This is a genomic window from Glaciihabitans sp. GrIS 2.15, assembly GCF_035984695.1.
Classification (GTDB): Bacteria; Actinomycetota; Actinomycetes; order Actinomycetales; family Microbacteriaceae; genus Lacisediminihabitans.
This window is the reverse complement of the sequence record NZ_JAXCHU010000008.1, coordinates 1-26,569: the sequence shown is the minus strand read 5'-3', so window position 1 is coordinate 26,569 and position 26,569 is coordinate 1. Positions and strand designations below refer to the sequence as shown.

The window sequence follows — 26,569 nt, the reverse complement described above, 5'->3', positions numbered from 1 at the left end:
ACACTGCCACGGGGAACACCTCCGCGGGAGAACTTCGCTAGCGGGGCACCTTTAGCCACGACATTCCGCGCAGCTCGAGACAGATACTGTTGGGCTCCTCGACGATCACCATGAGCACGTCGTCGCACTGGCCGCACCGCACGACATAGCCAGTGGGATCGGGGTATACCGTGGCGCGAGCGAGTTCCGACAAGTCGCCGCAACCGAGACAGCGCGCGGTCGCCGTCGTGAGATCCGCCGAAAACAGCTCAGAGAGAGGTCCGGCGAGAGAGTTGCCGTCGACGGGTTCCGGCATCAGGCCCCTCCGAATCGTTCGGTCTTGACACGCTGAGGGTCGTGACCGAGCGCCACGAGATCTGTCGCAACGGCTTCGACGAACCCCGTGGGTCCGCAGACGAATACGGCAGGGGAGAGGGACGACGCGAAGACGGATGCCGCGAGGTCGGCGAGCGAGATGCGCGCAGCCGGCCGTGGCCAGCCGTCCGGCACGCGGCGGGTGTAGAGCCAGGTGACGTCAAGGTGGGGTGTGGGTCGCTCCAGCTCTGAGCGGAAGAATGCGTCATCCGGAGTCCGCACCGAATAGAGCAGTCGGAAGGGCGCGGTGCTGGCGGAATCGGTGTGGGAGCGGATCATCGCCATTAGCGGCACGATTCCGGACCCTCCGCCGATCAACTGCACCGGCTCGGTCTGCGTCGGCTTCCAGACAAACCAGCCGCCGAGCGGACCGCGAAGCTCGAGCTCGTCCCCGGGGAGCAGGTCGTCGACGAGGTAGGGGGAGACCTCGCCAGTGGGGAAGCGGTCAACGGCGAGTTCGACCCGGTCGCTGTCCCCTGCCGATGCGATGGAGTACGAGCGCACCGCCTGGTAGCCGTCCGACGCGGTCAGGCGCACATCCGCATGCTGGCCGGCGAGGTTGCCCCCCCAGCCCGGAACGTCAAGCACGATGCTGCGGCCGGTGGGCGTTTCGGTGTGAGTCGAGACCACGACGCCGACGTGCCAGAGGCCAATCCGGTGCGGTGGCGCATCCCGGGTCTCACGTTCTGATATCACCAGCCGGTCACCAATAGCGCTGCTCGAGCCACGGGTCGCCGTACATGTTGTAGCCGTTCTGCTCCCAGAAACCCGGTTCGTCCGAGGGCATCATCGTGAGCGAGCGGATCCACTTCGCGCTCTTCCAGAAGTACAGGTGGGGGATGAGCAGTCGCGCCGGCCCGCCGTGCTCGGGATCGAGCGGCTCGCCGTCGAACTCGAAGGCGACCCAAGCCTTGCCGCCCAGCAGGTCCTCCAGTGGCAGATTTGTTGTGTAACCACCGTAGGAGTGGGCCATCACATATTCGTCACTCGCCTCTATGCCAGCGAACAGGGTGTCGAGTGAGACCCCACGCCAGCTCGTACCGAATTTCGACCAGCGGGTGACGCAGTGGATGTCCGTATCGATGTTTTCTATCGGCAGGGCGTGTATCTCATCCCAGCTCCAGGTATGGAGCGTGGCGTCGTCAGTACGGATGCTGAACGACCAGTCCGTGGTGCCGATGTCGGGGGTGGGGCCAGCCGACAGCACCGGAAAATCTGTGGTGAGGTACTGCCCGGGAGGAAGCTCGGGTGTGTGTTCGCGACTGCGGCCGGTGAAACCGCGAGAGATGACAGCCATGAGATGTTCCTTCGGTTGGAACCAGCGTACCGATCGTTACTGCTCGCGGTCGAGGCCGCCCATGCGCTCAAGTACCGCGTGCACCAGCTCGATCTCGGCATCCGGGGTGATGTGGTGGTTTAGATAGATGCCCTCCAGCCAGGGGAGCACCTCCTCGCGTTCAAGGCCGACGGCCGACCAGTCGACGCCGGTTTCGGCGGACGTGACGGGTTCGCCGGAGATCGGGTCGAGCCAGGCACGGGCGATGGTGCGATCGGGAATTGCACCATCCACCGGATTCCAGAGCAGTGCGATCGGATGATTCTCGCCGTCGACATGGTCCTGGTTCACCGTTCCCGAACCGAGCCAGGGCAGGGTGAGGATCTCGCCTTCGATCTCCACCTCGATGAGGTCGAGTTGCGCGGGCTCGGTTTCGCAGACGTAGAGGGGAAAGCCCTCCTCATGCCACGCGGCGGCTTCCTCGATGTCTTCCATGAGCTCGGGCATCCGCTCGAAGAAATTGGCGGCGAGAGCGGTGGACCACCTCAGCAGCACGACCGTGTCGGCATCATTCCACGGGCTGGTCTCGCTCGCATCACCATCCGATCCGTGAAAGTGGTGCTCTGCTCCGGACGCGCCGAGATCGAGATGCAGCTGCCCGTCGTCGAATCCGACGTAAAACGAGACCAGCTTCTCATCGTCCTGCCATTCGGCGAAAATCTCGGGCTCGCGCAGCGCCGTCGGAAGCTCGATCTTCGCCGCACGCTTGTCGCCGAGGTCGAATACCGCCTGGAAAATGGAGTTCGGCAGTCGCAGCGTTTCGTCGGGCATGGGTCAACTCTTCCATGTCGGACGCTGGCCCGCGCGCCCAGGGTCTCGGATCCCCCGCCGAGGCAAAAGTCGCGACCTGCTACCTCGGCGGCTGGTGTGATCGTCAAGGCGGCCGCGTCGCCGAAACGCGGATGCCGGAGCCTGCTCGACTTCGGCGCGGCGGTGCTCGATGGCGGCGCTCCATGGCGGTACTCGCTGGCGGTGCTGCGATCTTGCGGGCGGTGCGCAGAATTCGCCCCGACGCTGTCACGTAGGCTGAATCCATGACTTCCCTCGCGCTCGGCATCCCCGGGATTCGGCGCGACCCCGCTCGCCTTCCGCCAACCGCCGGGCGTCCCGACGATGCGGGACTGCTCGACCAGTTCGGCCGCACGGCACGAGACCTGCGAATCTCGATCACCGAGAAGTGTTCGCTGCGCTGCACCTACTGCATGCCGGAACAGGGGCTTCCGGCGATCGCCCGGGACGACCTGCTCACGGCTACGGAAATCGCGCGTCTCGTCGGCATCGCCGTGCGCGATCTCGGGGTTCACGACATCCGTTTCACCGGCGGAGAGCCGCTGATGCGGGCGGATCTGGCGGAGATCATCCGTAAATCGTCAGCCGTCGCGGGGCTTCCGGGAGGCGGCACCGCGTCGATCTCGATGACGACGAATGCCATCGGGCTCGATCACCGTATCCACGAGTTGGTGGAGGCGGGCCTCACCCGCATCAATATCTCCCTCGATACCGTGGACCGCGACCATTTCGCCCGCCTGACCCGCCGTGACCGGCTGCCCTCGGTCTTCGCCGGTATCCGGGCGGCCAAAGATGCCGGACTCACGCCGCTCAAGATCAACGCGGTGCTCATGCGTGACACCCTCGCGGGCGCGGCGGACCTGCTGGAGTGGTCCCTCGCCAACGGCGTGCGATTGCGCTTCATCGAACAGATGCCGCTGGACGCCGATGAGGCCTGGGCTCGCGACAATATGGTGGATGCCGCGGAGCTGCTCGATGTGCTCGGCGCGCGCTTCACCCTCAGCCAGCCGCACCGTGAAGATCCCTCCGCCCCCGCCGAAGAGTGGATTGTTGACGGATATCACCTGCAGGGCGGCCCGGCCACTGTCGGTATTATCGCCTCGGTGACGCGCTCGTTCTGTGAAGCCTGCGACCGCACCCGCGTCACGGCCGAAGGGACGGTTCGCTCCTGTCTGTTCGGCGACGACGAGACCGACCTGCGGGCACTGTTGCGGAACGGTTCCGAGGATGCGACGATCGCGCAGTGGTGGCGCGCCGCCCAGTGGGGCAAACAGGCCGGACACGGAATGGACCGGGCAGACTTCGTGCGTCCGCAGCGCAGCATGGGCGCCATCGGTGGCTGAGGTGGCTCAGTGGGACGACGAGGGGCGCAAGGTCCTCGTCCGCTACTTCGCGTCGGCAGCAGAGGCAGCGGGACGGGACGAGGACCTTCTCCCCACCGTTGGAACCGTTGGGCAGTTGCGGGCGCTTTTGGTGCACGAGTACGGCGACGCGATGGCCCGGGTACTGGCATCCGGTTCATTCCTGGTCGACGGGGTGGTCAGTCGTGATGATTCCTTCGCTGTCGGCAATCGCGTGGATGTGCTGCCGCCTTTCGCCGGCGGCTGAGCAGCACCGCCAGTCGGCTGTTCGTTCACCAGCACGGGAACCCCGAGTGATACCGGGACGGCCCGGCCGGCGAACCCGGCAGGCGCGTTGCAACGGCAAACGCGGAGCCTGAGCCGGCGTCGATAGCGATCGAGCGGGTCGCATCCGTGGAGCTGTGAGGGCGGGTTGGCGTCGATTTATCCGCGGCATCGGAGCAGACCGGGCCCGGAAAACGCATGTGAGCACGACACTGAACGGGGGTTCAATTCCCCCGCCATCTCCACGGTTGGTCACCGTCGTGTGTCGTTCGAGCTCTCCTGCGGTGCCTCGCGTTGTCGTTCGCCCCTAGTGCTGTCTCGGGCGCGCAGGGGGAATCGACGCACCCACAACAGCGAGTAGCGCGCGACCGGTGAGCGCCGCTATTCGGGCTTCGGGTTGGAGCGCAGGCGCAGCAGGAGCTGGATCACGAAGAACGCAATCACGAGCCCCTGGTCGATGAGGGCGATGGATCCCGCAAGCGTTGCGCTCTGGTAGCCACCGCAGGTGGACGGGGTCGCTTGCGACGAGCAGAGATAGCGTGGCGGTGTCGCACCCTCCGTCGGGAAACGTCCCGTGGTGAGGAGCTTGTGATATCCGAACTTGAGACCCTCGTTGAGGGTGACACCGATGTGATCCGAGTTCGGCACGATGATGGTGGAGACATGCCAGCCGGCCTCGTCAGCGAGGCTTGCCACCTCGATCACACCCGGTCCGTATTTCGTGTCGAGCGCGCCAGTGGCGAACGTGGCGACCGTGTCTTTATAGTGCCCATGTGCCCTCAACGCCGTAGCGGTGAGTGACGCGTCAAAGGCTGCCTGGCTGCCGCCGAAGTAGTGCGCGATGGCGTAGGCGACGTGCGGGGTTCCGGGCCGGTCTGGTCCCGAGACGCTGATCATGTTGGACCAGATCGATGGGAAGGTCGCCTCGAGAAACTCGGCACAGTCGCCGCCGTGAGAATAGCCCGCGACGGTCCAGTAGGTGCGCGTGTCGGGTACCGGGAGGTTAGCGCGGATCCACCGAGGCACGTCAACGGAGAGGTAGGTGGTCACTCTGCCGGCAACGGTGTCACGGCACGGGGGGTTGAGGTTGCGACCACCGAGCTGATCGACGACGAGCACGAAAGGCGCATTCTGCAGCGCGTTCGACCCGAGGGCATGAAGGGCGTTCAGGGTTGCGCCCAGACTCGCATCACCGGGTTGGCCCATCATGGTCTCGACGACAGGGCGGCGAACATCCGGATGGAGGATATAGCCCGGCGGCACCCACAGGTTCGCATCCCGTGCTGAGAACCCCGATGTCGTTGGCGGAATATGAACGGCCATCGAGTACCCGTTCTGAAGCGTTTCTGCGGTGATGGGAACCTGCTTGCCGGCCACCGTGGTGCGACTCAGGCTGGGCACGATCGCCGCCGCGACCGCGCCGACGGATCCCGTGAGGGTGAGCGCTAGGAGCGCAATCGTCACGATCTTCAGGCCAGGGCGTGGGGGTACGGACCACTTCCCGTCGAGTAGGGCGCCGACCGCGAGCGGCACAGCGAAGGCGACGAAGCCGAGCGCGATCCAGCCGGGAAGCTCAACGAGGTCGGGACGCGCGGTGTTCGAGCTCCACACGAGCAATGCCACGACGGACACGAGCTGCCAGACCACGACGGCGATGAGGGTGCGGTTCGACGAGTACACGAGCGCGCGACGCACGAATACGATCGACGAAAGCACGAGCAGTGCGCCGACCCCCAGGCACAACCCGACCAGAAGCATCCCCCATTCATATCAGTGCGCGGTGCGATAAGGGCGCCCATCGGCGAGTGAGCCGCAGCCAGCCCGTCAACTATCCGCAAGCCGTGCGACTGCGTGCGCTACTTTGCGCGAGAAATCTGCGTGCCAGGGCAATTGCTCACAGTCAGGGGTGTGAGAAGGAGCGGAGAGGTGCCCTCCGCTCACGCGGGAATCGTTCAGTCTTGGGTGTGGTGGTGGTGCGAAATGGGCCAAGTCGATCAGCGCCTGGTTCGGAACTGCTGAATCAGTATCGGGCGAGGAATGTGATGTGGTCCTGGTCGAGTTGGGTGAGGGCAGCGTTCGTATCGTGAGCAATGCAGAACGCTGAAAACCTGCGTGGAAAGAACACCTAATCCAGTTCGATAGTGAAGTCCCACAGGGCGAGCGGATGTCCGGCCGGCTGCCATGTCACCTGGGCTGCTCCGCTCGTGAAAGTACCCGAAACCACCAGCTGTGCGGTGTCTCCGGCAGTGGCGGTCGCGCTCGACGGACCGACCGCCGTGAGGGGGATGACGGCGCCAGTCTGATTGCGACAGACCAAGTCTGAGACGGCGAGGGAGATCGAGCCGCTTGCAGATTTCACTGCCAGAGTGATCGTCGCGGAGGTGGTGGCGCCCGGCAATGATGCGGTACCGGATGCCGCGGGCTGGGTGATCCTCTGATCGGGACCGGTGGCGGTGGCGATGCCGCGTGTCGCAGGGTCCAAGATCACCAGGGTCGACGCCCCCATAGCGAGCAGTTGAGGCTTCCCGATGGTGGCGGTCGGCATCGGATCCACGGCCGGAGCGGTGGGGATGGGCACCGCGCCGAGCGAGGCCGTCACGGACTGGGCGGTGGGGGGAGCGCTGCAGCCGCACAGCATCCCGAGTAGAAGCACCGACAACAGTGCTGTCGCGCTCAAGTCCCGGCGGGACAGCATTACTTGTCGTCGACCGGCACGGATTTCGTGACGATCTTCGGCTGGGGGAGTTCGTTGATACTTGCCGTTGCCGGATAGAGGGAACTGCCCGATGGAGAGGGCTTCAGGGCGCGCCCCGCAGCATTGTTGTAAACATCCGGTCCGAACGGTCGAAGGCCGTCGGTACCCGCGTAGGCGAGGTGGCCATCCCCATCGATTCCACCTCGGTGAATGCCGAAGGTGTCCTCGATAGTGCGCAACCAGCTGTAGTGGTTGTAGGGCTGGGCGCTCACCGAACCGGGAGTGATGAATCGGCTGATCAGCACCGCACCGGTGACGCCACCGCCCGGGGTGGTGTCCTGATTGAAAGCCTGGAATCCGGGCTGGGTGGTGTTCGGTCCGGGCAGTTCACCGCAGCAGGCCACCACCGATTGAGCAGTGTCGGCTTCGGCCTGGGCTGATGCCCCGGTGCCGCTGTCCGTTCCGAATTTGCTGTCCGCCGCGTACTGCTGGTCGGCGATCGAGTTGCCGTACATCTTGTAGGGCGGGAAGGCCTCATCGAAGAGGATTTGGATCTCACCGTCCTTCTGGAAGGCGGCCGAGCCCATGATGGAGGGGATCCACTTCTTCAGGAACAGGTCGGCGGCGTACAGACCGCCCTGGTGGTTGTTCGGGTCGCCCGAAAGGTTGTCGCCCTTGCAGGTGGCGTCGTGCGCATCCGAGCAGTTGTTCGGGGTGATCCAGGAAAATGCCGGGGTGGTTTTCTCTGACTTGAGGTCATCGGCGAGGCTCGGGATGGCGGCGTGACCGGTGGTAGCGGCGTAGCCGTCGAGCGGCACGACGTTCGCACAGTCCGCGGGGTTATCGATCACCGAGTGGAACCAGGCGGCCGGGTTGTGCTTGACCACGTACTGGTCGGTCGGGGTCGATCCACCCGGATCGACAACGCCGGCGCCCGAGGGGTCGCCGGGAATGCCGCATTTGTAGACATTCTCGCGGGCCGGGTTGTTGCCCATGTCCTGGTTGTAGACCTTCCAGGAGACCTTCTTCGCGTCGAGCTGGTTGAAGATCGTCTGAACGGATGCCGGATAGACGCAGCCGCTCGACGCGTACACCTGGCCGTCGGCGGCCGGCAGACCCGGCGCCACATTCGTGTACTGGGCGCAGTCGGCCTGGTTGGCCGGCGCCGGCGCCTGTCCGGACACGGCGCTGATGTAGTTGTCGAGCGAGTAGTGCCCGGTGCCGTAGTACTGGGTGAGCAGCTCTCCGTAGGAGGGGAGCGTCTTCCACAGGTAGTCGTTCTGGTTGAGCCCGGTGAAGGTGGACTCGTAGGACTTGTTCTCGAGCATGATGGTCCACACGTGACCCACTTTGGGGGCGTGGAACTCGCTGCGGTGATTGTCGTCTGCGCCGGATGCGAAGCCGGGTGCCGCGACGAGGCCGACTCCCGCCATCGTTGCGAGGGCTGCGATGCCCGCAATGATCGTCTTCTTTGTTCGAGTGAGTTTCATTGGGAAGCGCCTCCACTGGCCGGAATCGTACTTCAATAGTGGACCGCGGAGGGGTTGTCGTAAAGTGCCCGAAGGTGAACGTCAGGTGACTACTTGACGTCAAGTAACTAATTGAACGGGAACGAAGTGACCGGAGGTCGAATGCACCATCCCGGGCAGCATCCACGCAGCCGGTAGGGTGTCGAACAATGAGGACTCTTCCATGAGCGGAATCGCGGTGGCCACAGGCGACCGGCGCCGGCTGCTGCACCTTCTATGGATTGCAGTGGTCGCCGTGTTGATCGACCTACAATCCATCCTGGGAGCCAAGATCAGCCGCTGCGGGGTAAGCGGGTGCAGCGGCGGTGGGTTCGGACTCTCGGCGGACCCCGGCGCTGTGGTCGCCTTCATCGTCGGAGCCGGACTCGTGACTGCTGCGCTGGTGATCTTTGTGCCCTGGCACCGCTCCCGCCGGGTGCGCGTGGTCGTCGGAGCACTTGGGGCAGTGGCATCCTGGGCATTCGTGGCGCTGCAGTACGCCGCCTGATCGCCCGGAACGTTGTCGGTGGGTTCCCGTGCGTTCCGACAGGGCTACAGCCCGACCCACTCGGTGGCGCCATCGGCCAGATGCTGGCGCTTCCAGATCGGCACGGTCTGCTTGATCAGGTCGACGAGGCGCTCGCAGGCCGAGAAAGCCTCTCCGCGGTGAGCTGCAGAGACTGCGGCGACGAGCGCGACATCGCCGACCACGAGCGGCCCGATGCGATGCGCGGCGGCCACACGGAGGCCGGTCTCGGTCGCGATCGTCCGGCAGCAGTCCTCGAGGAAGCGCGCGGCATCCGGGTGGGCGGAGTATTCCAGCGAGACGACAGCGAGTCCGTGGTCGTGGTTGCGCACCACGCCGCGGAACGTGACGAGGGCGCCCTTCTCGTCATCCATCACGAAGTTCTCGATGGCGGTGGCATCGATCGGCTCGACCGAGATGAGCGCGAGGATGTCGTTACCCATGGGCGCCACCCCCGGCGATCTGCGCGACGAGGTGTTCGAGCAGCCCCTCGAGCACGGCGAGACCATCGCGCACCCCGCCGGTGGATCCGGGCAGGTTCACGACAACGGTGCCGTTGGCGGTGCCGGCGACCGCGCGGCTGAGCGCCGCGGTCGGGGTCGCAGCGAGCCCGCGTGCGCGGATCGCCTCGGCCACTCCGGGGAGCTCGCGATCAAGCAGTGCGCGGGTGGCTTCCGGGGTGCGGTCGGTGGGGCTGAGACCGGTGCCGCCGGTCGTGATGATCACGGCGGGAGCGGATGCCACGACCCGGCCGAGTTCGGTGGCGATGTCGGCATCCGCCACCACGGTGACCGCGTCGACCGCGAAACCGTGCCCGGCGAGCCAGTCCGCGATCACCGGTCCGGTGGTGTCTTCACGCATTCCGGCGGCTCCTCCGGTGGACGCAACGACGACGGCGGCGGTGCCGGGTCTGAGTCGGACCGGCGCAGATCCGCCGTGCCGCGTCCAGTGCCCGCGCTTGCCGCCGGTCTTCGATTCGAGCCGGATCTCGCCGAGTTCGGCGGTTGGATCGACCGCCTTCACCATGTCGTGAAGGGTGAGCCCGGCGATCGCCACCGCGGTGAGGGCTTCCATCTCGACCCCGGTCTGGCCGATTGTCTTCGCCGTCGCCGAGACGAGGATCGAGTCATCCGTGAAGGAGAAGTCGATGCTCACCGAGGAGAGCGGCACCTGGTGGCAGAGCGGGATGAGTTCGCTGGTCTTCTTCGCCCCCGAGATGCCGGCGATCCGCGCGGTGGCGAGCACATCGGCCTTGGGAAGTCCGTCGGCGCGCACGAGCGCGATGACCGCCGGCGTGGTGATGAATCGACCGGTCGCGGTCGCGGTGCGGGCGGTGATGGCCTTGTCGCCGACATCCACCATGCGGGCGCGACCGTCGGAGTCGAGATGGCTGAGGGAGTTACCGTTGCCGCTCACAGGTCGATCGTCTCCACGGGGTCGCCCGCTTTCAGTTCGGTGATGCCTTCCGGAATGTCGAGAAGCAGGTCGGATGCCGCGAGGCCGGCCACGAGGTGGGAACTCGGGCCACCCACGACCTCCACTCGACCATCGGGCAGGGCGCGCCCGCGCAAAAACTGGCGAGTGCCGGCAGCGGACCGCAGGTCGGCGATGAGCGTGCGCGTCTGGCGGCGCGCGGCCGGAAGGCCGGCGGCCTCCCGCAGGATCGGGGCGACAAAGACCTCGAAGGAGAGCTGGGTGCTCACGGGATTACCGGGAAAGCTGATCACCGGCACGCCGTTGAAGACGCCGGATGCCTGGGGCCCGCCTGGCTGCATCGCAATGTGGCCGACCTCGCCGCCGTTGGCGTGCCAAAACTCGCGGACCACCTCGTAGGAACCCATCGAGATTCCGCCGGAGGTGAGGATGAGGTCGGCATTTGCGACACCGAACACCATGGTTTCTCGAAACTGCGAGACCGCATCCTCGACCGGATGGATCGCGTAGGTCACCTCGGTACCGCAGGCGGTCGCGGCCGCCGTCAGCGCCGCGCTGTTCGAGTCGTAGATTTCGCCAGGCTCGGCTCTCCGCCCCACCGGCGCAAGCTCCGCGCCGGTGCTGATCACGACGATCCGCACGCGGCGGCGCACCTCGATCTCTTCGATGCCCGCGGCGGCGAGCGCGGCGAGGTGGCGGGAGGCGAGGCGGAGTCCGGCCGGAAGCAGGGGGTCCCCGGCACGCAGGTCGCTGCCGCGGTCGCGCACGTATTCGCCGATGGCGCGGGCGCGGGTGACGGTGACCGTGTCGGCGGTTGACGAAGTGTCCTCGACCGGCACGACGGCATCCGCTCCCTCCGGCACGACGGCACCGGTCATGATGCGCACCGCGGTACCCGAGACGAGAGGTGGGGGAGTCCCGGGTCGGGCTGCGACTTCTCCGACGATCGGCAGGGTTACCGGCAGGCTGGTGAGCAGAAGGGTGGCGAGGTCTGCCGCAACGACGGCGAACCCGTCCATCTGCGAGTTGCGAAAGAGCGGCAGATCCACGGGACAGAGGATGGCGGCCGCGGTCACGCGCCCAAGGGCCGCCCCGACGGCAACGGTGTCGAGACCGGTCGGCAGGGCCGGCGTGATGAGGGCGCGAACGTGGGCCGCATACTCGTCGACGGTGCGGTGTGACACCTCAGTACTTCGCGAAACCTCAGTACTTCGCGACACCTCAGTACCTCGCGACACTCGGGTCGATGCGGCGGGACCAGGCGTCGATGCCGCCGTCGAGGCTGCGGGCGGGGATGCCGTGCTCGCCGAGGAGCGCGACGGCGCTCGCCGAGCGGATACCCGCGTGGCAGTAGACGACTACCGGTTTCGAGCGCTCGATTCCGGCGAGGTTAGTCTCGAGCGATCCGAGAGGCAGCAGCGTCGACCCGGGCAGACTCGCGATCGCAGCTTCCCAGGGCTCGCGAACGTCGATGAGGGTGACCGCGCCGAGGGAGGCGGCCAGTTCATCCACGGATATCGCATTCGGGATGCCGCAGAACAGCTCGTAATCGATCAACTCGGTAATCGCTGCGGCCGTCGGATCTTGCGCGTAGGCGAGCTCGCGGAATACGCCGGTGAGGGCATCGAAGGTGGTGACCCGCCCGATGAGGGGAGTTCCGATACCGGTGATGATTTTCACGACCTCGCTGGCCATGATCGACCCGATCACGGCGACGACGCTCGGCAGCACGCCGCCGGCCTCGCAGGAAAGCACGGACCCCGGCGGTGGGGGAGCGGGGAAGAGGTCGCGGTACTGCGGCCCGCGTGCAGCCCAGGCGACCCCGGCCTGTCCGGCGTACTGCGAGACAGCGCCCCAAACGAGAGGAATGCCGGTGAGCGCCGCCGCGTCGTTGGCGAGGTAGCGGGTGGGGAAGTTGTCGCTGCCGTCCACGACCAGGTCGTAGCCGGCGAAGAGTTCAAGCGCCATGTCGGCGGTGAGGCGCCCGTCGAGGGCGTTCACCACGGTCGCGGTATCGATGTCCGCCACCGTGTCGGCTGCCGAGTGCACTTTGGCGCGTCCGACATCCGCGATGCCGTGGGCGAGCTGGCGATGCAGGTTGCTGAGCTCCACCGTGTCGTCGTCGATGATGCCGATGGTTCCGACGCCCGCAGCGGCCAGTGCCGGAATCACGCTGCTACCGAGTCCGCCAGCGCCGATCACGAGCACGCGAGCGTCCGTTAGCTTTTGCTGGGCCTCCGGTCCGAAGCCGGGAAGCGCGACCTGACGGGAGTATCGGGCGCTATTCGTGCCGGTCGGCGGCGGGGTTGCTGGCGGCGGGGATGCTGGCATCCTTCGATTCTTGCAGGTGTGGGTGGGAGCTAGGCCGTTGACGTCGCCCTGCCCACCTGCGCTATCGGGCCGACCGCCACATGGTGGTGATGATGTGACCCGACGCGACGGTGAACTCGCCCTGCCGCTCGAATCCGACGCTGCGGTATCGCGCATCATTGACCGGGTTGGACGATTCGAGGTGGGCGGCCCCGCCGAGAGCATCGATGCGCTCCAGGTTCTCGCGCAACAGGCCCATGCCCAGTCCTCTACCGCGGTGGTCGTGGTGGGTGGCGAGCAGGCTGAGGTAAATGTGCGGCTCGGTCGGGCGAACCTCCTCGAACTGCGCCGAAATGACCATGATGCCCTTCGCCGCCTCTTCACCCACCAGGTCGACGAGGAAGGACTCAAACCCGAGGGACTCGTTTTCGGTCAGGTCGATACCGCCCGGCGGTATCCACACCGCCACTGATTCGGTGTTTTCGGTGAGATAGGTGAAGGGATAGCGCAGTGCGGATCCAGCAAAAAGGCGCCAGAGTGCGGAGGCCTGGGCTTCGCGGTGAGTGAGATCGGGGAAAGCCGGTCCCCACAGCGGATCGTCGAAGAACGCCGAGGTGAGTGTGGCGACGACGCCGTCGAGGTCATCGATGGTGGCGACTCGCACCGCCGGAAAAGAGCCAGAGGGTTCCATGGACCCAGCGTAGAGGGGCAGCCAAGTCCGCTAAAACGGAAGTAACATGGCTCTTATGCCGCAGATAAGGATAAAGGACGCCGCCCTGTACATGGGGGTGAGTGACGACACCGTGCGCCGCTGGGTCGACAACGGCACTCTTGTTGCCGAGAAAGACGAGTCGGGGCGCGCCGTCGTCGACGGCCTCGCCCTTGCCATGCTCGCGCGGGAAAACGCGGTGCTGCCGGATGACCCCTCCGGCGTCGCCCGCTCGGCCCGCAACAGTTTTGTCGGCCTCGTCACGAACATCGTGATGGACACCGTGATGGCACAGGTGGAGCTGCAGTGCGGCCCGCATCGGGTGGTTTCGCTGATGAGCAGCGAAGCCGTTCGCGACCTGGGGCTCGAGCTCGGATCCGTGGCAATCGCCGTCGTGAAAGCCACGACGGTAATCATCGAGACCCCCAGGGGACACCAATGAAGAAGAAGCTTCTCGCTACCCTCGCGGTCGGCATCCTCCTCGCAACCGCGGGATGTTCGGCGCCGGCGCCCGCTCCTGCGTTGTCGGCGACACCCACGAAGGATTCGCTCAGCGGGTCGATCACGGTGTTCGCCGCGGCATCCCTCACCAAGACCTTCGGTGAGCTAGCCACGAAGTTCGAGACCGCGCACCCGGGCGTCACTGTCACGACGAGCTTTGCCGGATCCGCCGACCTCGTCGCCCAGATCACCGCCGGAGCACCCGCCGACGTGTTCGCCTCGGCCGACACGAAAAACATGGCCAAGGTCTCGACCCTGGTGGGCGCTCCGGTGAACTTCGCGACCAATGAGTTGGAAATCGCGGTGCCCCCGGGCAATCCGGCGAAGATCGCGACCTTCGCCGACCTCGCGAGGCCCGGCGTGAAGACAGTGGTGTGTGCACCGGCGGTACCCTGCGGCGCAGCGACGGTCGCCATTGAGACTTCCACTGGCGTGAAGCTCACCCCGGTGAGCGAGGAGAACGCGGTCACCGATGTGCTTGGCAAGGTCTCCTCCGGAGAGGCGGATGCCGGACTCGTTTATGTCACCGACGTGAAGGGCGCCGGCTCCCGCGTGACGGGCATCCCGTTCTCGGAGTCGAGCAAGGCGGTGAACACCTACCCGATCGCCACGATCACGGCGAGCAGAAACTCGAGAATCGCCACGGCCTTTGTGCACTACGTCACCGGCACTGTCGGCCGTGCGGTGCTGGCGGCGGCGGGCTTCGGAGCCCCGTGACCCGGAATGTCGTCGGCACGCGCCGCGCGTCGTTCTCGGGAGTGCCGCACTGGGTGATCGTGATCGGGATCATCGGTGCTGCCTTCGTGCTGCTGCCGCTCGTCGCGATGGCGTCCCGGGTGAACTGGGGTGGATTCGTTGCGCTGGTCTCGAGCGAATCATCCGTTTCGGCCCTGCTATTGAGCCTGCGAACTTCGGTCTCCGCGACGATTTTCTGCGTGGTGTTCGGGGTACCGATGGCGCTCGTGCTCGCCCGCACCACCTTTCGCGGCCAGCGGCTCGTGCGGACCATCGTGCTTCTGCCGCTGGTGCTCCCGCCCGTGATCGGCGGCATCGCGCTTCTCGCCGCATTCGGCCGACAGGGGCTGCTCGGACGCCCGCTCGAGGTGTTGGGCATCTCCGTGGCCTTCTCGACGGTGGCTGTCGTGATCGCTCAGACCTTCGTGGCACTGCCCTTTCTTGTGCTGAGCCTCGAGGGCGCGCTTCGCCTGGCTGGCACCCGCTACGAGGCGGTTGCGGCGACGCTCGGCGCCCGCCCGACGACGATTCTCCGCCGCATCACTCTGCCGCTCGTAATGCCCGCCCTGCTCTCCGGAGCCGTGCTGTCATTCGCGCGGGCCCTCGGTGAATTCGGCGCGACACTCACCTTTGCCGGCAGTCTCCAGGGGGTCACGCGCACGCTGCCATTGGAGATCTACCTGCAGCGGGAGATCGATCCGGATGCCGCGGTGGCGCTGTCTCTCGTGCTGGTAATCGTCTCCCTCGTGGTGGTCGCTCTAACGCTGCGCACCGCTCCCGGTTCACGACTGGGACGGGTTACCCGGTGACGGTCGCCGAATGAGGGTCGCCGAATGAGGGTCGCCCAGTGACACTGCACCTTGATGCGCGCGTCGCCGAGCGCGGCTTCGACGTGCGCCTCGAGGTTGCCGAGGGGGAGACCCTGGCGATCCTTGGTCCGAATGGCGCGGGTAAGTCGACCCTGCTGTCGATCCTCGCCGGCCTGCTCCGACCCGATTCGGGCAGCGCCCGCCTCGACGGAGTATCGCTCTTCGACCTCGACCGCGGGCAGTGGCTGCCTCCGCACCAGCGCGGGATCTCCTTACTCGCCCAGGAACCGCTGCTCTTCCCGCACCTCAGTGCCCTCGAGAATGTGGCCTTTGGCCCACGCAGCGCGGGCCGGTCTCGGGCCGAGGCGCGGGCATCGGCTCACCACTGGCTCGCGGCGGTGGAGGCGGCGGAGCTTTCGGCCAGCCGACCCGCACAACTCTCCGGCGGGCAGGCCCAACGAGTAGCGATCGCGCGCGCCCTCGCGCCCGAACCGCGGCTGCTGCTGCTCGACGAACCGCTCGCCGCGCTCGACGTCGCCGTCGCCCCCACCCTGCGGCGCATGCTTCGAGCGGTACTCTCCGGTCGCACCGCGATCCTCGTGACGCACGAGGTGCTTGACGCCCTCACCCTCGCCGACAGGGTGGTCGTGCTTGGCGACGGAATGATCGTGGAACAGGGCGTGACGGCGGAGGTGCTGCAGCGGCCGCGACATCCCTTCACTGCGCGGCTCGCCGGCCTCAACCTGCTCACCGGGGTGCGCACTGCGACGGGGCTTCGGATGCCGGACGGCACTCTGGTCGATGGTCCGGGTACGGGCGCAATCGGCGCTCCTGCCGCCGCAGCCACCCGACCCTCCGCGGTCTCGGTACAGCTCGAACAACCGCATGTCCCGAACGCGTTTGCGGTGATCGTGCAGGATCTCGAGCCGCGCGGGGATAGCGTACGGGTGCGCACTGCGTCGATGGCCGCCGATATCTCACCGGGACGCGCCGCGGCCCTCGGGCTCACTCCGGGACTGCCGGTCTGGTTCACACTGCCGGAGACCGAAGTCTCCATATACGCTCTCTGAGTGCGGCTGCGCCGATCTGTGCCCCCGCCGCATGGCGTTACCGCCCCCGTAAACACCGTCTGTAGTGTTCAGGTGGCACCTGTTGTCGGTGTGGTCGACAGAGTCGGAAGCGAGGGTGGAATGCAGAACGGGATGTTCCAGCCCACCGTCGGCCCGATCCGCGTGCCGCATTGCCCGCCGTCCGATCCATCCGCGGTGGATTGGGGGCGGCTGCCCTGCGCCGCGCCCGCCCGATTGCAGGCCAGATTCGCACTCCACACCGCACACACGTGTGCGTACCTCAGCACGGCCACGGGGTTCAACATTTCGCAGGTCGTGGACGCCGTGAACGGCGCTAACGCAAAGATTAGGGTGGCAGATTTTGACTGACAGCGTGGTAACCGGGACTGCTCCAGACGGTCTCCTCGATGCGTTCTGGGAGTACGAGCGGGCTCTCATGGCCAATGAAGTTGAGACGCTCGACCGTCTCTTCGCGCCGGGTGAGGAGACCCTGCTTGGTGACGCCGGCGGCATCCTGGTGGGTCACGACGCGATCAGCGCGTTCCGCCAGGGGCGCGACGGGGCTCCGGCCCGCATCATCGGCGACCTCCAGGTGCGCGACCTTGGCAACGACCGTGCCCTTATCGTGGCCGTGACCCTTCCGGCCAGCGGTGGCCGAGGACAGCAGACCCAGGTCTGGCACCGCAGCTCCACCAATGACGGGGATGTCGACTGGCTGATCGAGGCCACTCACGAGAGCGTTCCGGCCCCTGCGATCGCGGCATCCGTCTGGCGGATTGTCGGCAGTCCGCTCGTCGCGGGTGCTGTGGACGGACCACTCGTCGGCAAGACGGTGGCCGTGAAAGACCTCTTCGCTGTTGCCGGATTCGCCGTCGGGGCCGGGGTCCCCGCCTATCTCGCCGAATCGCCGCGCTCCGTCACGCATGCCTCGGCGGTCACGGCGCTGCTCGCCGCGGGCGCCGCAGTGCAGGGCATCGCCCAGACGGATGAATTCGCCTACAGCGTCGCCGGCAAGAACTCCCACTACGGCACCCCACCGAACGTCGCCGTCGCCGGCGCGATCCCCGGCGGCTCCTCGAGCGGACCGGCCACCGCGGTCGCCTCCGGCCAAGTCTCCATCGGGCTCGGCACCGATACCGGGGGATCGATCCGCGTTCCCGCGTCGTACCAGGGACTGTGGGGTCTCCGCACGACGCACGATGCCATCGCGCGCGACGGCCTGCTCGGGCTCGCACCCTCCTTCGACACGGTGGGCTGGATGACTCGTGACGCGGCGACGCTGCGGGCCGCGGCATCCGCCTCTCTCGGAAGTGCCGGCCGGAAGGCTGTATTCGGTGGATTCGCGGTCGCCCCGGCGCTCGTCGCGCTGGCCTCGCCCGGTGTGCAGGATGCCTTCGCCGCGGCCCTGATGCGACTGGCCGAGGCCGGACTCACCGACGATCTTGTCGAGCTGACGCTGCCAGATGTCGACGACCTGCACGAGATCTTCCGTACGGTGCAGTCCGCGGAAGCGTGGGCAACCCACGGCGAGTGGATCACCGCGCATCCGGGTTTTCTCGGCGGGGAGATCGCGGCACGGTTCGCATTCGGCTCGACGGTCGACCCCGATACCCGGTCCTTTGCGAGCCAGGCGCTGGAACTGGCCAGGGAGCGCATCGAGTCAATCGTCGGTGACCGGGTGCTGCTGCTGCCGTCCGCGTCATCCACCGCCCCGTCGACGACGGCGGATGCGGAGATAATCGAGCAGGTACGCCAGACCACCCTGCGCCTCAGCTGCGTCGCCAGCATCGCCGGCCGGCCGGCATTGAGCGTGCCAGCCCTCACCGTGGATGGCGCTCCGGTGGGATTCTGCCTCGTCGGACCGCCGAACACCGACATCGCCCTCATCGCGCTGGGGGAGTCGCTGGCGTAGGAGCGCCCGTAGGAGCGCCCGTCGAGCGATGCCCGTCGAGCGGCCTCAGTGGAGCGGTGGCCGCTTCACGGGCTGCAGCGTAGCGATTTTCGGATCCCGATTGTCGCCTGAGGAGCGGCCGGTGAGGCGGCGTCCGATCCACGGCAGCACGTACCGGCGCCAGTATGCGGCCGTGCGTTCGTGCGCTTCCGCCGGGATCCCGGAGCGGGAGACATCCGCGATCGGCACACCGAGCGCCGCGAGCACATTGCCAGCCACCCGCGCGTGCCCGACCGGATTCAGGTGCAGCTTGTCGCGGGACCAATAGGGAAGCTGCCCGAGCTCGGTGTCGGCCCAGTTGTCGACGAAGGTCACGTGCTCCTTGGGGAGGCGATCCCGAACGGATGCCGCAAGCTGGTCTCCCCGCGCGCGCACAAAGGATCCGAGTGGGATGTGGCGGGTCGGATCGGCGCCGCTCACCAGGATCACGTGCACGCCGCTCGCGACCGCGCGGTCGACCGCCGCCTCGAGCTGATTGGCGATCGCTGTGATCGAGACCCGAGGTCGCAGGATGTCGTTGCCTCCACCGTTGATGCTCATCAGCGCGGGTGTGAGCGCGAGGGCGGCGGTGAGTTGCCCGGACACGATCGGGGCGAGTAGCCGACCCCGGATGGCGAGGTTCGCGTAGGTGACCGGCTCGGTGGAGGCCGCGGCAAGCCCGAGCGCCACCAGGTCGGCCCAGCCGCGGACCCCTCCGTCGGGCAGATCGTCCCCGACACCCTCGGTGAAACTGTCACCGATGGCGACGTAACTGGTCAGATTCATGCGCACGCACTCGAGTCCATCACATTTCCCGGAATCTGACTGGACTATCTGTTGGTCGCTTTACGGCGCGAGCCGGTCGATGTCGTGGCCGTCGAACAGGTCGCCGCACTCCACCTCGGTCACGCCGTTGGCCACAAGGTAGTCGCGCGCCCCGCGGTCACCGACGAGAGTCGGGATTAGGCCAGCCAAGTGGGCGCGCCCGATCAACACCGGATGGCCCGGCATCCCTCCGAACACCGCTTGTGTCAGTGTGCTGTCATCAAAAGGTGAGGCGAGTATGCGTGCCGCCACCTCGAGGGGCAGGCCGGGGAGATCGACGAGTGTGATGAGAGCTGCGTCTCCGGGGGCTGTATCTCCGGGAGCTGCATCCTCGAGGGCGGCGGACAGCGCCTGGCGCAGGGACTCGCCCATCCCGGCGGCCCAGTTCTTTACGACGAGGATGTCGGTGCCGGCGGGTACGAGAGCGGTCGCCTCGGCGGCAGCAGCTCCGAGCACCACGAGCACGTGATCACAGCCCGCGGCGTGCAACAGCCGGGCAGCCCGGGCGACCCAGGGCTCGCCATCCGTGGTTCGCATCAGTGCCTTCGGGCGCCCGAGGCGCGAGCCGGCACCCGCCGCGAGCACGATTCCGGTCAGCGTGGTCATGGGTAATGTTAGGCAGAAGATCCGGCTGCCCGGGAAGGAACCGCTGTGACAACCATCGATATCGTTACACCGGACCAGGTTGAGACCGGTGAGTTGATCGAGCTCTACGATTCGGTGGGCTGGTCGGCCTATACCCGGGATGTCGACACGCTTCGGCGTGCCCTGGCCGGATCATCCACCCTGGTGATCGCGCGGGACGGTGCTGTGCTGATCGGGCTGGCACGGGTCGTGTCGGACGGTTCGACCATCTGCTATCTGCAGGATGTGCTCGTGAATCCCTCTCACCAGGGCCACGGCGCGGGACGTGCGCTGGTGCAGGCAGCGCTCGAACCCCATGCCAAGGTGCGTCAGAAGGCGTTGCTCACCGATGATGAGCCCGCACAATGCCGATTCTATGAATCACTCGGCTATCGCGATGCCGCCGTTGCTGCCGGCGGGCCTCTTCGGGCCTTCGTGCGGCTCGACTGACCGCTGCTGGAGAACCGTGCTGCCATTTGTCAGCCATGCTTACAAACGTCGGGCTGCATGGCTGACAAATGGCAGCACGGTCGCACGGCGGAGCGACGCTCAGTAGTCTGTGCGGGCCGCGTTCGCCAGCCAGGCGTCGAAGGGCGCGGGAGATTGCGGGATGCGCACCGAGACCACCGGGAGCTGCCAGGTGTCACGGTCGCGGGCGAACAGTTCGTAGAACTCGAGATCGTCGAATCCTCCACGGGCGGCATCGTGCCGGTCTGCGGCGAACACCACTCGATCGACCCGGGCCCAGAGCGCGGCCGAGAGGCAGAGCGGACACGGTTCGCAGGACGTATAGAGCGTCGCCCCGGCCAGTGAGAACGACCGCTCCACCTGGCAGGCCGCGCGAATCGCCACCACCTCGGCATGCGCTGTCGGATCGAGATCGGCAGTCACGCGATTCTGCCCCTCGGCGATGAGCGAACCATCACGCACGATAAGAGCACCGAAGGGTCCGCCGCCGTTGTCGATGTTGAGGGTGGCGAGTTCGACGGTGCGCTCCAGCCAGCGCGCGTCCTCCGCAGCGAGGGGGACCAGGGAAGGCTCGGTGCCGTCGATCATGCGAGGCCCGCTGATGCGCGCCACAGCGCGGTGGCGAACGTGCGAGCGAAGACGGTTTTGGAGTCGCGGGAGGGCTCGTGCCCTGCCACATCCGTCGTGGTTAACCCCCACCTTGTGTCGAGAGCCCGTGCCATCGCCCGGTCGCGGATCTCGTGCCGCGTCGAACCGCGATACCCGCGCATGAGGCGCGACTCTGATGTGCCGTACTGGTTGCCGCTCAGGATCAGTGCCATCTTCGGATTATCCCAAACTCCTGTGACGGCGGTGTTTCCGCGATCGAGTATTTTTCCGCCAGTCGATGGAGCACTTCTGTTGCCCGGCTCGTTGATACGCACGGGGCTGTCGATGAGAGCGGATGCCGCCTGCAAGACCCACTCGAACCGTGGGTTACTTATATAGACATCATATGAATGTCATGAAGACGACTTTTGGAATTGCACCGAAAACAAATCGCAGGTTGCATAAGCGACGCACCAGAGTGGGTGCGCGGTATCCGGTACTCGGAAGCAGGTGTTGAGGGCTGAATTAGGGTTCGCCCTCGACAACGAGATGACTTAAAAAAGTCTCCATTTTGCGGACAGATCTAGTGAGTGCCTGAAGCGCTCAACTGCTGTCGTAGGTGCCGGGTTCGACACATCCGAACTGTTCCCGATTGGTCTCATGGACGTCGCCGCCGTCGAACTTATCTTGTCGAGTCGCAGAAATTGCCTCCCTGCTAGAGCATCGAGCTTCGCGACTCCGCCCGCATCGTTTTGTAGCCAGCTTTGACAACTCTTCAGGAATGTCACGACGGAAAGGACACTGGCTCCCGTGTCAAGCGCTGACCTGCCGGGAGACTGTGGAGCCCGCGTCCTCTAATCGACGCAGGCGGTCGACAAGGAGACGATTTGGAAAAGGGGCTGCTGCACGATTAGGTGACAGTTTCTAGTAACGCAGGAATTGCGGCACCCCCGTCTCTCAACCGTCTACGGGGAAAGCAAGATCAGCCAACATTAGGAACACATAGTTGTAAGACACAGGCAAGCCTGGCCGACGCAGCATTTGTGGGGGAGTGGCTGAGCATCGTTTTGTCTCACCAAATCGTCTTGCAAACCTTGGGATTTGAGACTGCCACCGGCATCCGATCGCTCAAAGTGGTCGGATGGCATGTAGCTCAAACTCGTGGTTCGAAGTCACCTCGCGTCGGTGCGGTCACGTTCCCGCCGAATGGAACGCCTGCCCGCTAGTGCTCCAGCTAGGAGCGATATCCCCACGAGGAGGAGGCCGACGAACGATGTAATTCCCGACCATGATGCGCCGCCTGAAGCGACCAGGCCTGTGAGTGTCACGACAGCCGCCAGCGCAGCGATGGGCAAAACCACTTTAGATGCAGCCCCCCGCGCGGTTGCCTGGCTCTCGCTATTGCCTGGCCCGAAGTCATGAGCAAGCCAGGCGAGATTGGTGGAACTGTGCACGTCAATCCTCGGCGCCACCGCGACGAGGACGGACGCGATTAAAGTGACAATACCGATGAGTAGCCAAACGCTCATTCGTTCCCCCTGAGATCGAAGTCGAAACGTTAGCAGCCGACGGGGGGTCGAGGCTAGGGGTGGTGATGTCTCGATATCGGATTGGCCGGGGTGTGTTCGAACGGCAGCAGGCTGCCCCTCGCTGTGAGATCTACCCGTCAGCCGGGACGTGATCAATTGTGGAGTGAGTCTCAATACGCGAGCGTCTCTAAACACATCGGATGCAACACACTGCTGCCGGCGAGCGCAGGGCGAGAGGCCTCATTTCTCTACGGTTAGGGGACTGTCGAGGGGGCGCTTGCTTGCGCAGTATGGACTGTGCGCAGTTACCTGTCTGTCAGGCTAAGACCATCGGCTGTGGGTCCTTCTCGGTGACGAGTTCGATGGAGATATCCCACAGTTGTTTTGCGACGGCCGGGTCCAGGGCATGCGACATGACACCGTGAATACCATCCGTGATTTTCCTCACAACGCGGGCAGGGTGGCAGTCCTCGAAATACGCGGGGCCGTCGAGTGTTAGGTCGGCCCTGGTCGCAACATAGACCGAGGTCGCAGCACCTTGTGCTGTGGTCTTCGTCGGATATCGACGCTTCATGTCAGCGAGTACTACGGGATCCCAGTACCGCTGCAGGTTGGTCCAGATGCCGCCCGGCATGGCCGCTGCGGCCGTGATGCCGTAAGCCGCCCACCGTCTTGTCGCCTCGAGGGCGAAGAGCACATTCGCCGTCTTCGACTGCCCATAGGCGAGTCCCGCGTCGTAGGTATCTCGCTGAAAGAACAGGTCGTCAAAGCGGATGCCGCTGGCCGCGTGGCCGCTCGAGCTGACCGACACGATCCGCGCGTTTCGCGCTTCGACGAGCGCGGGGAGTATTTCCGTGGTTAGTGCGAAATGTCCTAGATGGTTGACGGCCATGTGCATCTCCCATCCTGCGTCGGTGCGGAGCTCCGGCGCGTGCATGATTCCGGCGTTGTTGATTAGATAGTGGAGCGGACCAGACCACTTTTTGGCGAAAGAGCGCACGGACGCAAGATCTGCGAGGTCCAATTCGACGACACGGATGCTGCGATTACCGGTCGAGGCGCGGAGGGATACGGCGGCGCGTTCGCCGGCAGCGGTGTCTCTGACCGCGAGGGTGACGCTGGCCCCGGCGGATGCGAGTGCCCGCGCCGTCTCGACGCCGATGCCGGAGCTCGACCCGGTGACGATCGCAGACCTGCCGAAGAGGTCAAGGCCGTCGACCACGTCGAGTGCGGTCGAGTCCGGACCGAAAGTGTTGACCGCCATCAGCCGACCCGGGTGTTGGCGATCCCGCCATCGACATCAAGCACAGTGCCGTGCACGAACAATGCCTCATCCGATGCGAGATAACGAACCGCGAAGGCGATGTCAACCGGGCGCACGGGTCGGCCGGCGGCGGTGGCGGCGGTCATTACTGCGAGCACTTCCGCGCTGTCGGCGTTGCCCGGAGTGCTCGTCGCACCGGGTGCAACAGTGTTAACGTTGATGCCGCTCGGCCCGAACTCTGCCGCCCAGGTGCGGGTCATCTGCTCGATAGCCGCTTTCGAGCCGGTGTACATGGCACCGAAAGGGACGCCGACGCGAGACATCCACGAGCCGACATTCACGATCGACCCGGTGCCCCGCACGGCCATGGCGGGGGCGAGTTCGGCGACGAGCACGTGGGGTGCACGCACATTTGTGGCCAGGATCGCGTCGAGGTCGGTGTCGGAGAGGCCGACCGTTGGCGGCGCCGGATAGATACCGGCATTGTTGACGAGAATGTCGACATGGCCACCGAGCACTTGTGTCGCCGTGCCGGCGAATGTACGCAGATCGTCGTAAGTTCCGGCCAGATCAGCTGCCAGAACATGAGCAGCTCCCCCTGCGGCGACAATTGTGTCTACGACCGCCTGGGCGCGGCCTGCATCACGGCCGCTGACGACGACGGTGGCTCCGGATGCTGCAAGCACTCGAGCGATGGCCTCGCCAATGCCACTGCTGGAGCCCGTGACGATCGCAGTGCGCCCGGCAAGACGAAAATCAGTTGGAAGGGACTCGAGGACTTCTGTATTGGACTTCATGGTCCATTCCTAGCACACACTGGACCTCATGGTCCAATAGGCTAGATTGAAGTTATGGAAACAGCGAAGATTACTGAGCGGGGACGATTGACCCGTCAGCGGATCATCGAGGCCACGGGCGAGCAGATCCTCGCCTCGGGAATCGGCGGCACCACACTTGATACGGTGCGAGCTGCAACGCTGACCAGTAAGAGTCAGCTGTTCCACTATTTCCCTGGCGGCAAAGCGGAGTTGGTGCGTGAGGTCGCCGATTGGGAGGGACGCCAGCTGCTGGAAGCGCAGGAGCCGGAGATCCACGACCTCGGGTCGTGGGAGTCGTGGGAGCGGTGGCGCGCCCTGCTTGTGGAGTATTACATTGGGCGGGGTCGCTGGGCTTGCCCGATTGGTTCGCTCGCGACGCAGGCTGCGATGACCGATCCTGAACTTGCGAGCACCATTGCGGAGAGCATGCGCGCTTGGCGTGGAGCATTGGCCAAAGGCGTGCAGAGAATGCAGAGCACTGGAACAGTAGACAAGTCGGCCGATTCGGAGAGGATCGCGACCGTCATCCTTGCTGCGATCCAGGGTGGTCTCCTACTTAGTCAGCCTGAGGGGTCTGCCTGGCCGCTGGAAGCTGCCCTAGACACTGCTCTCGCGCCGCTTCATAGAGTTTCATCCACGGCATAGTCTAAGTGCAACAATCGGCCACTCTGCGCTCGAAATCATCATCCGAGGCACTGATTCATGACCGTCATGAGACGTCTCGCAACCCATGACTTCCGAGACGGTCTACAGCGTCGAACTGGTGTCGCGTATGACGTACCCCGAGCGCGAATTCCTTACGGGGCACCTATACGGGCACCCTGCGCCGAAACGTGCCGTCGATCCCAGTAACGACGGGGGAGTGTCCGTTCAGCGTCCCGCTTGCGGGCGTTCGATCGGGTCGGCTAGCAGTCTCGATCGCACTCGCGTGAGCGCATGAAACTATGCGTAATTATCCCGAATCGCACCCTTGCACTTGAAAGAAAGCGGCACAAAACCTGGGCGGGTAGACCCACCGGGACCCCGCTAAAAATCGAACCCACCGTGGATAATCGTCGGCAGCCATGGAATCGGGGACGGTGCGTTTCCCCATCCGAACATATTCGGATCAGTGAGCGCCAAAAGGAGAGCGATAGCCCAGCGAATCCACTAGGGCCTCACCCATCGAGGTACTGCCACAGCGACTAGCACCAGAGCCGCGCACACCACCTCACACTCGGCGTGGACGAGACGCAGCTGAGTCGTATGAGGTTCGCGTGGGCGCGCAACGGGCTGACGCATCGGCCTGTGCAATTTCTAATGTCCGCCAAATTCATACTCGTGGCTCATGGCGCGTGCGGCGGTGATGATGACGGCCGAGGGTCGACAATGTCGCCTGCTGGTCTTTTTCCCATCGCGGCCCTCGCCTGTACCGTGCACACAGGGTTATGCCTGTTGGTGGTGGGGTTCTCTATAGCCGGGTCAGTTCGATTATCCGACTGCTGTGGGTGTTGTAGGTTTTCGTGGCTGAGAAACCTGCCCTCTGGAGGTCGGTAAGACCATAGGTGTCGGGTATGCCAGACACGATGTACTCGACCAGCCAGACCCGCATAATTCCGGTGAGTCGTCCGCGCGCGTCGGCTTGAGCGACCGAATAGGTGAGGTCGTACCAGGTTGGTGAGTGCTGATACGGCGTTTTCAATGTGACGTCTTTGAGGCCCACGAAACCGGTCGGGTAGGTGTGCAATGCCAAACGTGGACGACGCGAGGGCGAAGCGTGGCCGTCGAAGACGATGGCATCCCCAGGCGTGGCGTGGGCTCTCACAATCTGGCTGACCTGCGCCCAGTCGCTGCCGTTCTTGGCGTAGGGCGTGCGTTGGGCCAGATAGATAGGCGCCGCGACGGCGGTGGTGAGGATGAGGAGAGCGACCATCCGCAGGAGTCCACCGCGGGCGATCACCTCGATCCCGAGGGTGATGAGGATCGCAGTGGCGGGCGCCGAGTACGACAGGTAACGGCCGGTGAAATCAGCCTTCATCAAGTTGACAGTGAGAAGAACAAGCCCCGGTACGGCAACCCAAGTGAGAGCTACGACCATGAGGGAGGGAGTGCTGGGCTGTGGCGGCTTCGTTCCCTGACGATC

General features: G+C 65.4%; 28 protein-coding genes and 1 pseudogene. 10 read left to right on the top strand and 19 right to left on the bottom strand.

The window, feature by feature from the left end:
* Positions 1 to 37 precede the first annotated feature (37 nt).
* Genes RCH11_RS12250 through RCH11_RS12235 form a run of 4 tightly spaced genes read right to left on the bottom strand, consistent with a single transcriptional unit; the run spans position 38 to position 2,461 of the window.
* On the bottom strand, positions 38 to 295 hold the full coding sequence (locus tag RCH11_RS12250) for a DUF6510 family protein (RefSeq protein WP_327057298.1): 258 nt from the start codon (positions 293 to 295) through the stop codon (positions 38 to 40).
* The gene (locus RCH11_RS12245; RefSeq protein WP_327057297.1) at positions 295 to 1,050 is read right to left on the bottom strand and encodes a ferredoxin reductase; all 756 of its coding nucleotides are present in this window, start codon (positions 1,048 to 1,050) and stop codon (positions 295 to 297) included. Before RCH11_RS12245 ends, RCH11_RS12250 begins: the two co-directional genes overlap by 1 nt.
* A 7-nt stretch (positions 1,051 to 1,057) precedes the next feature.
* Entirely contained in the window at positions 1,058 to 1,651 is a 594-nt protein-coding gene (locus RCH11_RS12240) for a sulfite oxidase-like oxidoreductase (RefSeq protein ID WP_327057296.1), read from the bottom strand.
* A 36-nt stretch (positions 1,652 to 1,687) separates the two neighbouring features.
* Positions 1,688 to 2,461, bottom strand: a complete 774-nt coding sequence (locus tag RCH11_RS12235; RefSeq protein ID WP_327057295.1) for a hypothetical protein — start codon at positions 2,459 to 2,461, stop codon at positions 1,688 to 1,690.
* A 263-nt stretch (positions 2,462 to 2,724) separates the two neighbouring features.
* Here RCH11_RS12235 and moaA point away from each other — a divergent pair, with 263 nt between their 5' ends.
* Together moaA and RCH11_RS12225 are read left to right on the top strand one after the other, a co-directional pair.
* Positions 2,725 to 3,822, top strand: coding sequence for a GTP 3',8-cyclase MoaA (gene moaA / locus RCH11_RS12230; protein ID WP_327057294.1), 1,098 nt, complete (start codon positions 2,725 to 2,727; stop codon positions 3,820 to 3,822).
* Positions 3,815 to 4,087 carry a MoaD/ThiS family protein gene (locus RCH11_RS12225; protein WP_327057293.1) on the top strand — a complete coding sequence of 91 codons (273 nt, stop codon included), beginning with the start codon at positions 3,815 to 3,817 and terminating at the stop codon, positions 4,085 to 4,087. The genes moaA and RCH11_RS12225 overlap by 8 nt, the downstream gene beginning before the upstream one ends.
* A 398-nt stretch (positions 4,088 to 4,485) precedes the next feature.
* Here the strand turns inward: RCH11_RS12225 and RCH11_RS12220 are convergent, their stop codons facing one another.
* From RCH11_RS12220 to RCH11_RS12210, 3 genes are all read right to left on the bottom strand, one after another.
* On the bottom strand, positions 4,486 to 5,862 hold the full coding sequence (locus RCH11_RS12220) for a hypothetical protein (RefSeq protein WP_327057292.1): 1,377 nt from the start codon (positions 5,860 to 5,862) through the stop codon (positions 4,486 to 4,488).
* Between the two features lie 367 nt (positions 5,863 to 6,229).
* Positions 6,230 to 6,799 (bottom strand): hypothetical protein, encoded by a 570-nt coding sequence (locus RCH11_RS12215; RefSeq protein ID WP_327057291.1) that lies wholly within the window; start codon positions 6,797 to 6,799, stop codon positions 6,230 to 6,232.
* The gene (locus RCH11_RS12210; RefSeq protein WP_327057290.1) at positions 6,799 to 8,289 is read right to left on the bottom strand and encodes an alkaline phosphatase family protein; all 1,491 of its coding nucleotides are present in this window, start codon (positions 8,287 to 8,289) and stop codon (positions 6,799 to 6,801) included. Before RCH11_RS12210 ends, RCH11_RS12215 begins: the two co-directional genes overlap by 1 nt.
* 202 nt (positions 8,290 to 8,491) lie before the next feature.
* Between RCH11_RS12210 and RCH11_RS12205 the strand changes: the two genes are divergently transcribed.
* A complete protein-coding gene (locus tag RCH11_RS12205; protein ID WP_327057289.1) occupies positions 8,492 to 8,815 on the top strand; it encodes a hypothetical protein in 324 nt (107 codons plus the stop codon).
* Positions 8,816 to 8,859: 44 nt separating this feature from the next.
* On the opposite strand, the gene RCH11_RS12200 is transcribed toward RCH11_RS12205, so the two are convergent.
* From RCH11_RS12200 to RCH11_RS12180, 5 genes are all read right to left on the bottom strand, one after another.
* Complete coding sequence (locus RCH11_RS12200; protein ID WP_327057288.1) at positions 8,860 to 9,276, bottom strand: molybdenum cofactor biosynthesis protein MoaE; 417 nt, start codon at positions 9,274 to 9,276, stop codon at positions 8,860 to 8,862.
* Entirely contained in the window at positions 9,269 to 10,249 is a 981-nt protein-coding gene (gene moaCB / locus RCH11_RS12195) for a bifunctional molybdenum cofactor biosynthesis protein MoaC/MoaB (RefSeq protein ID WP_327057287.1), read from the bottom strand. Before moaCB ends, RCH11_RS12200 begins: the two co-directional genes overlap by 8 nt.
* Complete coding sequence (locus RCH11_RS12190; protein WP_327057286.1) at positions 10,246 to 11,451, bottom strand: molybdopterin molybdotransferase MoeA; 1,206 nt, start codon at positions 11,449 to 11,451, stop codon at positions 10,246 to 10,248. The genes moaCB and RCH11_RS12190 overlap by 4 nt, the downstream gene beginning before the upstream one ends.
* Before the next feature lie 37 nt (positions 11,452 to 11,488).
* On the bottom strand, positions 11,489 to 12,598 hold the full coding sequence (locus RCH11_RS12185; RefSeq protein ID WP_327057285.1) for a ThiF family adenylyltransferase: 1,110 nt from the start codon (positions 12,596 to 12,598) through the stop codon (positions 11,489 to 11,491).
* 61 nt (positions 12,599 to 12,659) lie between these two features.
* Positions 12,660 to 13,268, bottom strand: coding sequence for a GNAT family N-acetyltransferase (locus tag RCH11_RS12180; protein WP_327057284.1), 609 nt, complete (start codon positions 13,266 to 13,268; stop codon positions 12,660 to 12,662).
* A 55-nt stretch (positions 13,269 to 13,323) separates the two neighbouring features.
* On the opposite strand from RCH11_RS12180, the gene RCH11_RS12175 reads away from it, so the two are divergent.
* The 5 genes from RCH11_RS12175 (at position 13,324) to RCH11_RS12155 (ending at position 18,313) form a co-directional block, all read left to right on the top strand.
* The gene (locus RCH11_RS12175) at positions 13,324 to 13,728 is read left to right on the top strand and encodes a TOBE domain-containing protein (RefSeq protein ID WP_327057283.1); all 405 of its coding nucleotides are present in this window, start codon (positions 13,324 to 13,326) and stop codon (positions 13,726 to 13,728) included.
* Positions 13,725 to 14,504, top strand: coding sequence for a molybdate ABC transporter substrate-binding protein (gene modA, locus RCH11_RS12170; RefSeq protein WP_327057282.1), 780 nt, complete (start codon positions 13,725 to 13,727; stop codon positions 14,502 to 14,504). Before RCH11_RS12175 ends, modA begins: the two co-directional genes overlap by 4 nt.
* A complete protein-coding gene (locus RCH11_RS12165) occupies positions 14,501 to 15,331 on the top strand; it encodes an ABC transporter permease (protein WP_327057281.1) in 831 nt (276 codons plus the stop codon). Before modA ends, RCH11_RS12165 begins: the two co-directional genes overlap by 4 nt.
* A gap of 38 nt (positions 15,332 to 15,369) precedes the next feature.
* Positions 15,370 to 16,401, top strand: a complete 1,032-nt coding sequence (locus RCH11_RS12160; RefSeq protein ID WP_327057280.1) for a sulfate/molybdate ABC transporter ATP-binding protein — start codon at positions 15,370 to 15,372, stop codon at positions 16,399 to 16,401.
* Positions 16,402 to 16,762: 361 nt separating this feature from the next.
* Positions 16,763 to 18,313 (top strand): AtzH-like domain-containing protein, encoded by a 1,551-nt coding sequence (locus RCH11_RS12155; protein ID WP_327057279.1) that lies wholly within the window; start codon positions 16,763 to 16,765, stop codon positions 18,311 to 18,313.
* Positions 18,314 to 18,358: 45 nt separating this feature from the next.
* On the opposite strand, the gene RCH11_RS12150 is transcribed toward RCH11_RS12155, so the two are convergent.
* The gene (locus RCH11_RS12150; protein ID WP_327057278.1) at positions 18,359 to 19,117 is read right to left on the bottom strand and encodes an SGNH/GDSL hydrolase family protein; all 759 of its coding nucleotides are present in this window, start codon (positions 19,115 to 19,117) and stop codon (positions 18,359 to 18,361) included.
* 60 nt (positions 19,118 to 19,177) lie between these two features.
* The gene (locus RCH11_RS12145; protein WP_327057277.1) at positions 19,178 to 19,762 is read right to left on the bottom strand and encodes a nucleotidyltransferase family protein; all 585 of its coding nucleotides are present in this window, start codon (positions 19,760 to 19,762) and stop codon (positions 19,178 to 19,180) included.
* A gap of 45 nt (positions 19,763 to 19,807) precedes the next feature.
* Here RCH11_RS12145 and RCH11_RS12140 point away from each other — a divergent pair, with 45 nt between their 5' ends.
* Complete coding sequence (locus RCH11_RS12140; RefSeq protein ID WP_327057276.1) at positions 19,808 to 20,230, top strand: GNAT family N-acetyltransferase; 423 nt, start codon at positions 19,808 to 19,810, stop codon at positions 20,228 to 20,230.
* A gap of 99 nt (positions 20,231 to 20,329) precedes the next feature.
* Here the strand turns inward: RCH11_RS12140 and RCH11_RS12135 are convergent, their stop codons facing one another.
* The 4 genes from RCH11_RS12135 to RCH11_RS12120 all read right to left on the bottom strand — a co-directional run bounded on the left by RCH11_RS12135 (position 20,330) and on the right by RCH11_RS12120 (position 24,426).
* On the bottom strand, positions 20,330 to 20,836 hold the full coding sequence (locus tag RCH11_RS12135) for a nucleoside deaminase (protein WP_327057275.1): 507 nt from the start codon (positions 20,834 to 20,836) through the stop codon (positions 20,330 to 20,332).
* The gene (locus RCH11_RS12130) at positions 20,833 to 21,069 is read right to left on the bottom strand and encodes a hypothetical protein (RefSeq protein WP_327057274.1); all 237 of its coding nucleotides are present in this window, start codon (positions 21,067 to 21,069) and stop codon (positions 20,833 to 20,835) included. Before RCH11_RS12130 ends, RCH11_RS12135 begins: the two co-directional genes overlap by 4 nt.
* Positions 21,070 to 22,681: 1,612 nt before the next feature.
* Entirely contained in the window at positions 22,682 to 23,629 is a 948-nt protein-coding gene (locus RCH11_RS12125) for an SDR family NAD(P)-dependent oxidoreductase (RefSeq protein ID WP_327057273.1), read from the bottom strand.
* A complete protein-coding gene (locus RCH11_RS12120; protein WP_327057272.1) occupies positions 23,629 to 24,426 on the bottom strand; it encodes an SDR family NAD(P)-dependent oxidoreductase in 798 nt (265 codons plus the stop codon). Before RCH11_RS12120 ends, RCH11_RS12125 begins: the two co-directional genes overlap by 1 nt.
* A gap of 54 nt (positions 24,427 to 24,480) precedes the next feature.
* On the opposite strand from RCH11_RS12120, the gene RCH11_RS12115 reads away from it, so the two are divergent.
* The gene (locus RCH11_RS12115; RefSeq protein ID WP_327057271.1) at positions 24,481 to 25,092 is read left to right on the top strand and encodes a TetR/AcrR family transcriptional regulator; all 612 of its coding nucleotides are present in this window, start codon (positions 24,481 to 24,483) and stop codon (positions 25,090 to 25,092) included.
* An 805-nt stretch (positions 25,093 to 25,897) separates the two neighbouring features.
* On the opposite strand, the pseudogene RCH11_RS12110 reads toward RCH11_RS12115, so the two are convergent.
* Positions 25,898 to 26,569, bottom strand: a pseudogene (locus RCH11_RS12110) (hypothetical protein); the annotation flags it as partial.

What these genes read in the sequence shown, in the direction of transcription:
- RCH11_RS12250 (WP_327057298.1), bottom strand. Translation starts at nt 295, where the DNA reads ATGCCGGAACCCGTCGACGGCAACTCTCTCGCCGGACCTCTCTCTGAG.
- RCH11_RS12240 (WP_327057296.1), bottom strand. Translation starts at nt 1,651, where the DNA reads ATGGCTGTCATCTCTCGCGGTTTCACCGGCCGCAGTCGCGAACACACA.
- RCH11_RS12235 (WP_327057295.1), bottom strand. Translation starts at nt 2,461, where the DNA reads ATGCCCGACGAAACGCTGCGACTGCCGAACTCCATTTTCCAGGCGGTA.
- moaA (WP_327057294.1), top strand. Translation starts at nt 2,725, where the DNA reads ATGACTTCCCTCGCGCTCGGCATCCCCGGGATTCGGCGCGACCCCGCT.
- RCH11_RS12220 (WP_327057292.1), bottom strand. Translation starts at nt 5,862, where the DNA reads ATGCTTCTGGTCGGGTTGTGCCTGGGGGTCGGCGCACTGCTCGTGCTT.
- RCH11_RS12215 (WP_327057291.1), bottom strand. Translation starts at nt 6,799, where the DNA reads ATGCTGTCCCGCCGGGACTTGAGCGCGACAGCACTGTTGTCGGTGCTT.
- RCH11_RS12210 (WP_327057290.1), bottom strand. Translation starts at nt 8,289, where the DNA reads ATGAAACTCACTCGAACAAAGAAGACGATCATTGCGGGCATCGCAGCC.
- RCH11_RS12205 (WP_327057289.1), top strand. Translation starts at nt 8,492, where the DNA reads ATGAGCGGAATCGCGGTGGCCACAGGCGACCGGCGCCGGCTGCTGCAC.
- RCH11_RS12200 (WP_327057288.1), bottom strand. Translation starts at nt 9,276, where the DNA reads ATGGGTAACGACATCCTCGCGCTCATCTCGGTCGAGCCGATCGATGCC.
- RCH11_RS12185 (WP_327057285.1), bottom strand. Translation starts at nt 12,598, where the DNA reads ATGCCAGCATCCCCGCCGCCAGCAACCCCGCCGCCGACCGGCACGAAT.
- RCH11_RS12180 (WP_327057284.1), bottom strand. Translation starts at nt 13,268, where the DNA reads ATGGAACCCTCTGGCTCTTTTCCGGCGGTGCGAGTCGCCACCATCGAT.
- RCH11_RS12175 (WP_327057283.1), top strand. Translation starts at nt 13,324, where the DNA reads ATGCCGCAGATAAGGATAAAGGACGCCGCCCTGTACATGGGGGTGAGT.
- modA (WP_327057282.1), top strand. Translation starts at nt 13,725, where the DNA reads ATGAAGAAGAAGCTTCTCGCTACCCTCGCGGTCGGCATCCTCCTCGCA.
- RCH11_RS12150 (WP_327057278.1), bottom strand. Translation starts at nt 19,117, where the DNA reads ATGAATCTGACCAGTTACGTCGCCATCGGTGACAGTTTCACCGAGGGT.
- RCH11_RS12145 (WP_327057277.1), bottom strand. Translation starts at nt 19,762, where the DNA reads ATGACCACGCTGACCGGAATCGTGCTCGCGGCGGGTGCCGGCTCGCGC.
- RCH11_RS12135 (WP_327057275.1), bottom strand. Translation starts at nt 20,836, where the DNA reads ATGATCGACGGCACCGAGCCTTCCCTGGTCCCCCTCGCTGCGGAGGAC.
- RCH11_RS12130 (WP_327057274.1), bottom strand. Translation starts at nt 21,069, where the DNA reads ATGGCACTGATCCTGAGCGGCAACCAGTACGGCACATCAGAGTCGCGC.
- RCH11_RS12125 (WP_327057273.1), bottom strand. Translation starts at nt 23,629, where the DNA reads ATGGCGGTCAACACTTTCGGTCCGGACTCGACCGCACTCGACGTGGTC.
- RCH11_RS12120 (WP_327057272.1), bottom strand. Translation starts at nt 24,426, where the DNA reads ATGAAGTCCAATACAGAAGTCCTCGAGTCCCTTCCAACTGATTTTCGT.
- RCH11_RS12115 (WP_327057271.1), top strand. Translation starts at nt 24,481, where the DNA reads ATGGAAACAGCGAAGATTACTGAGCGGGGACGATTGACCCGTCAGCGG.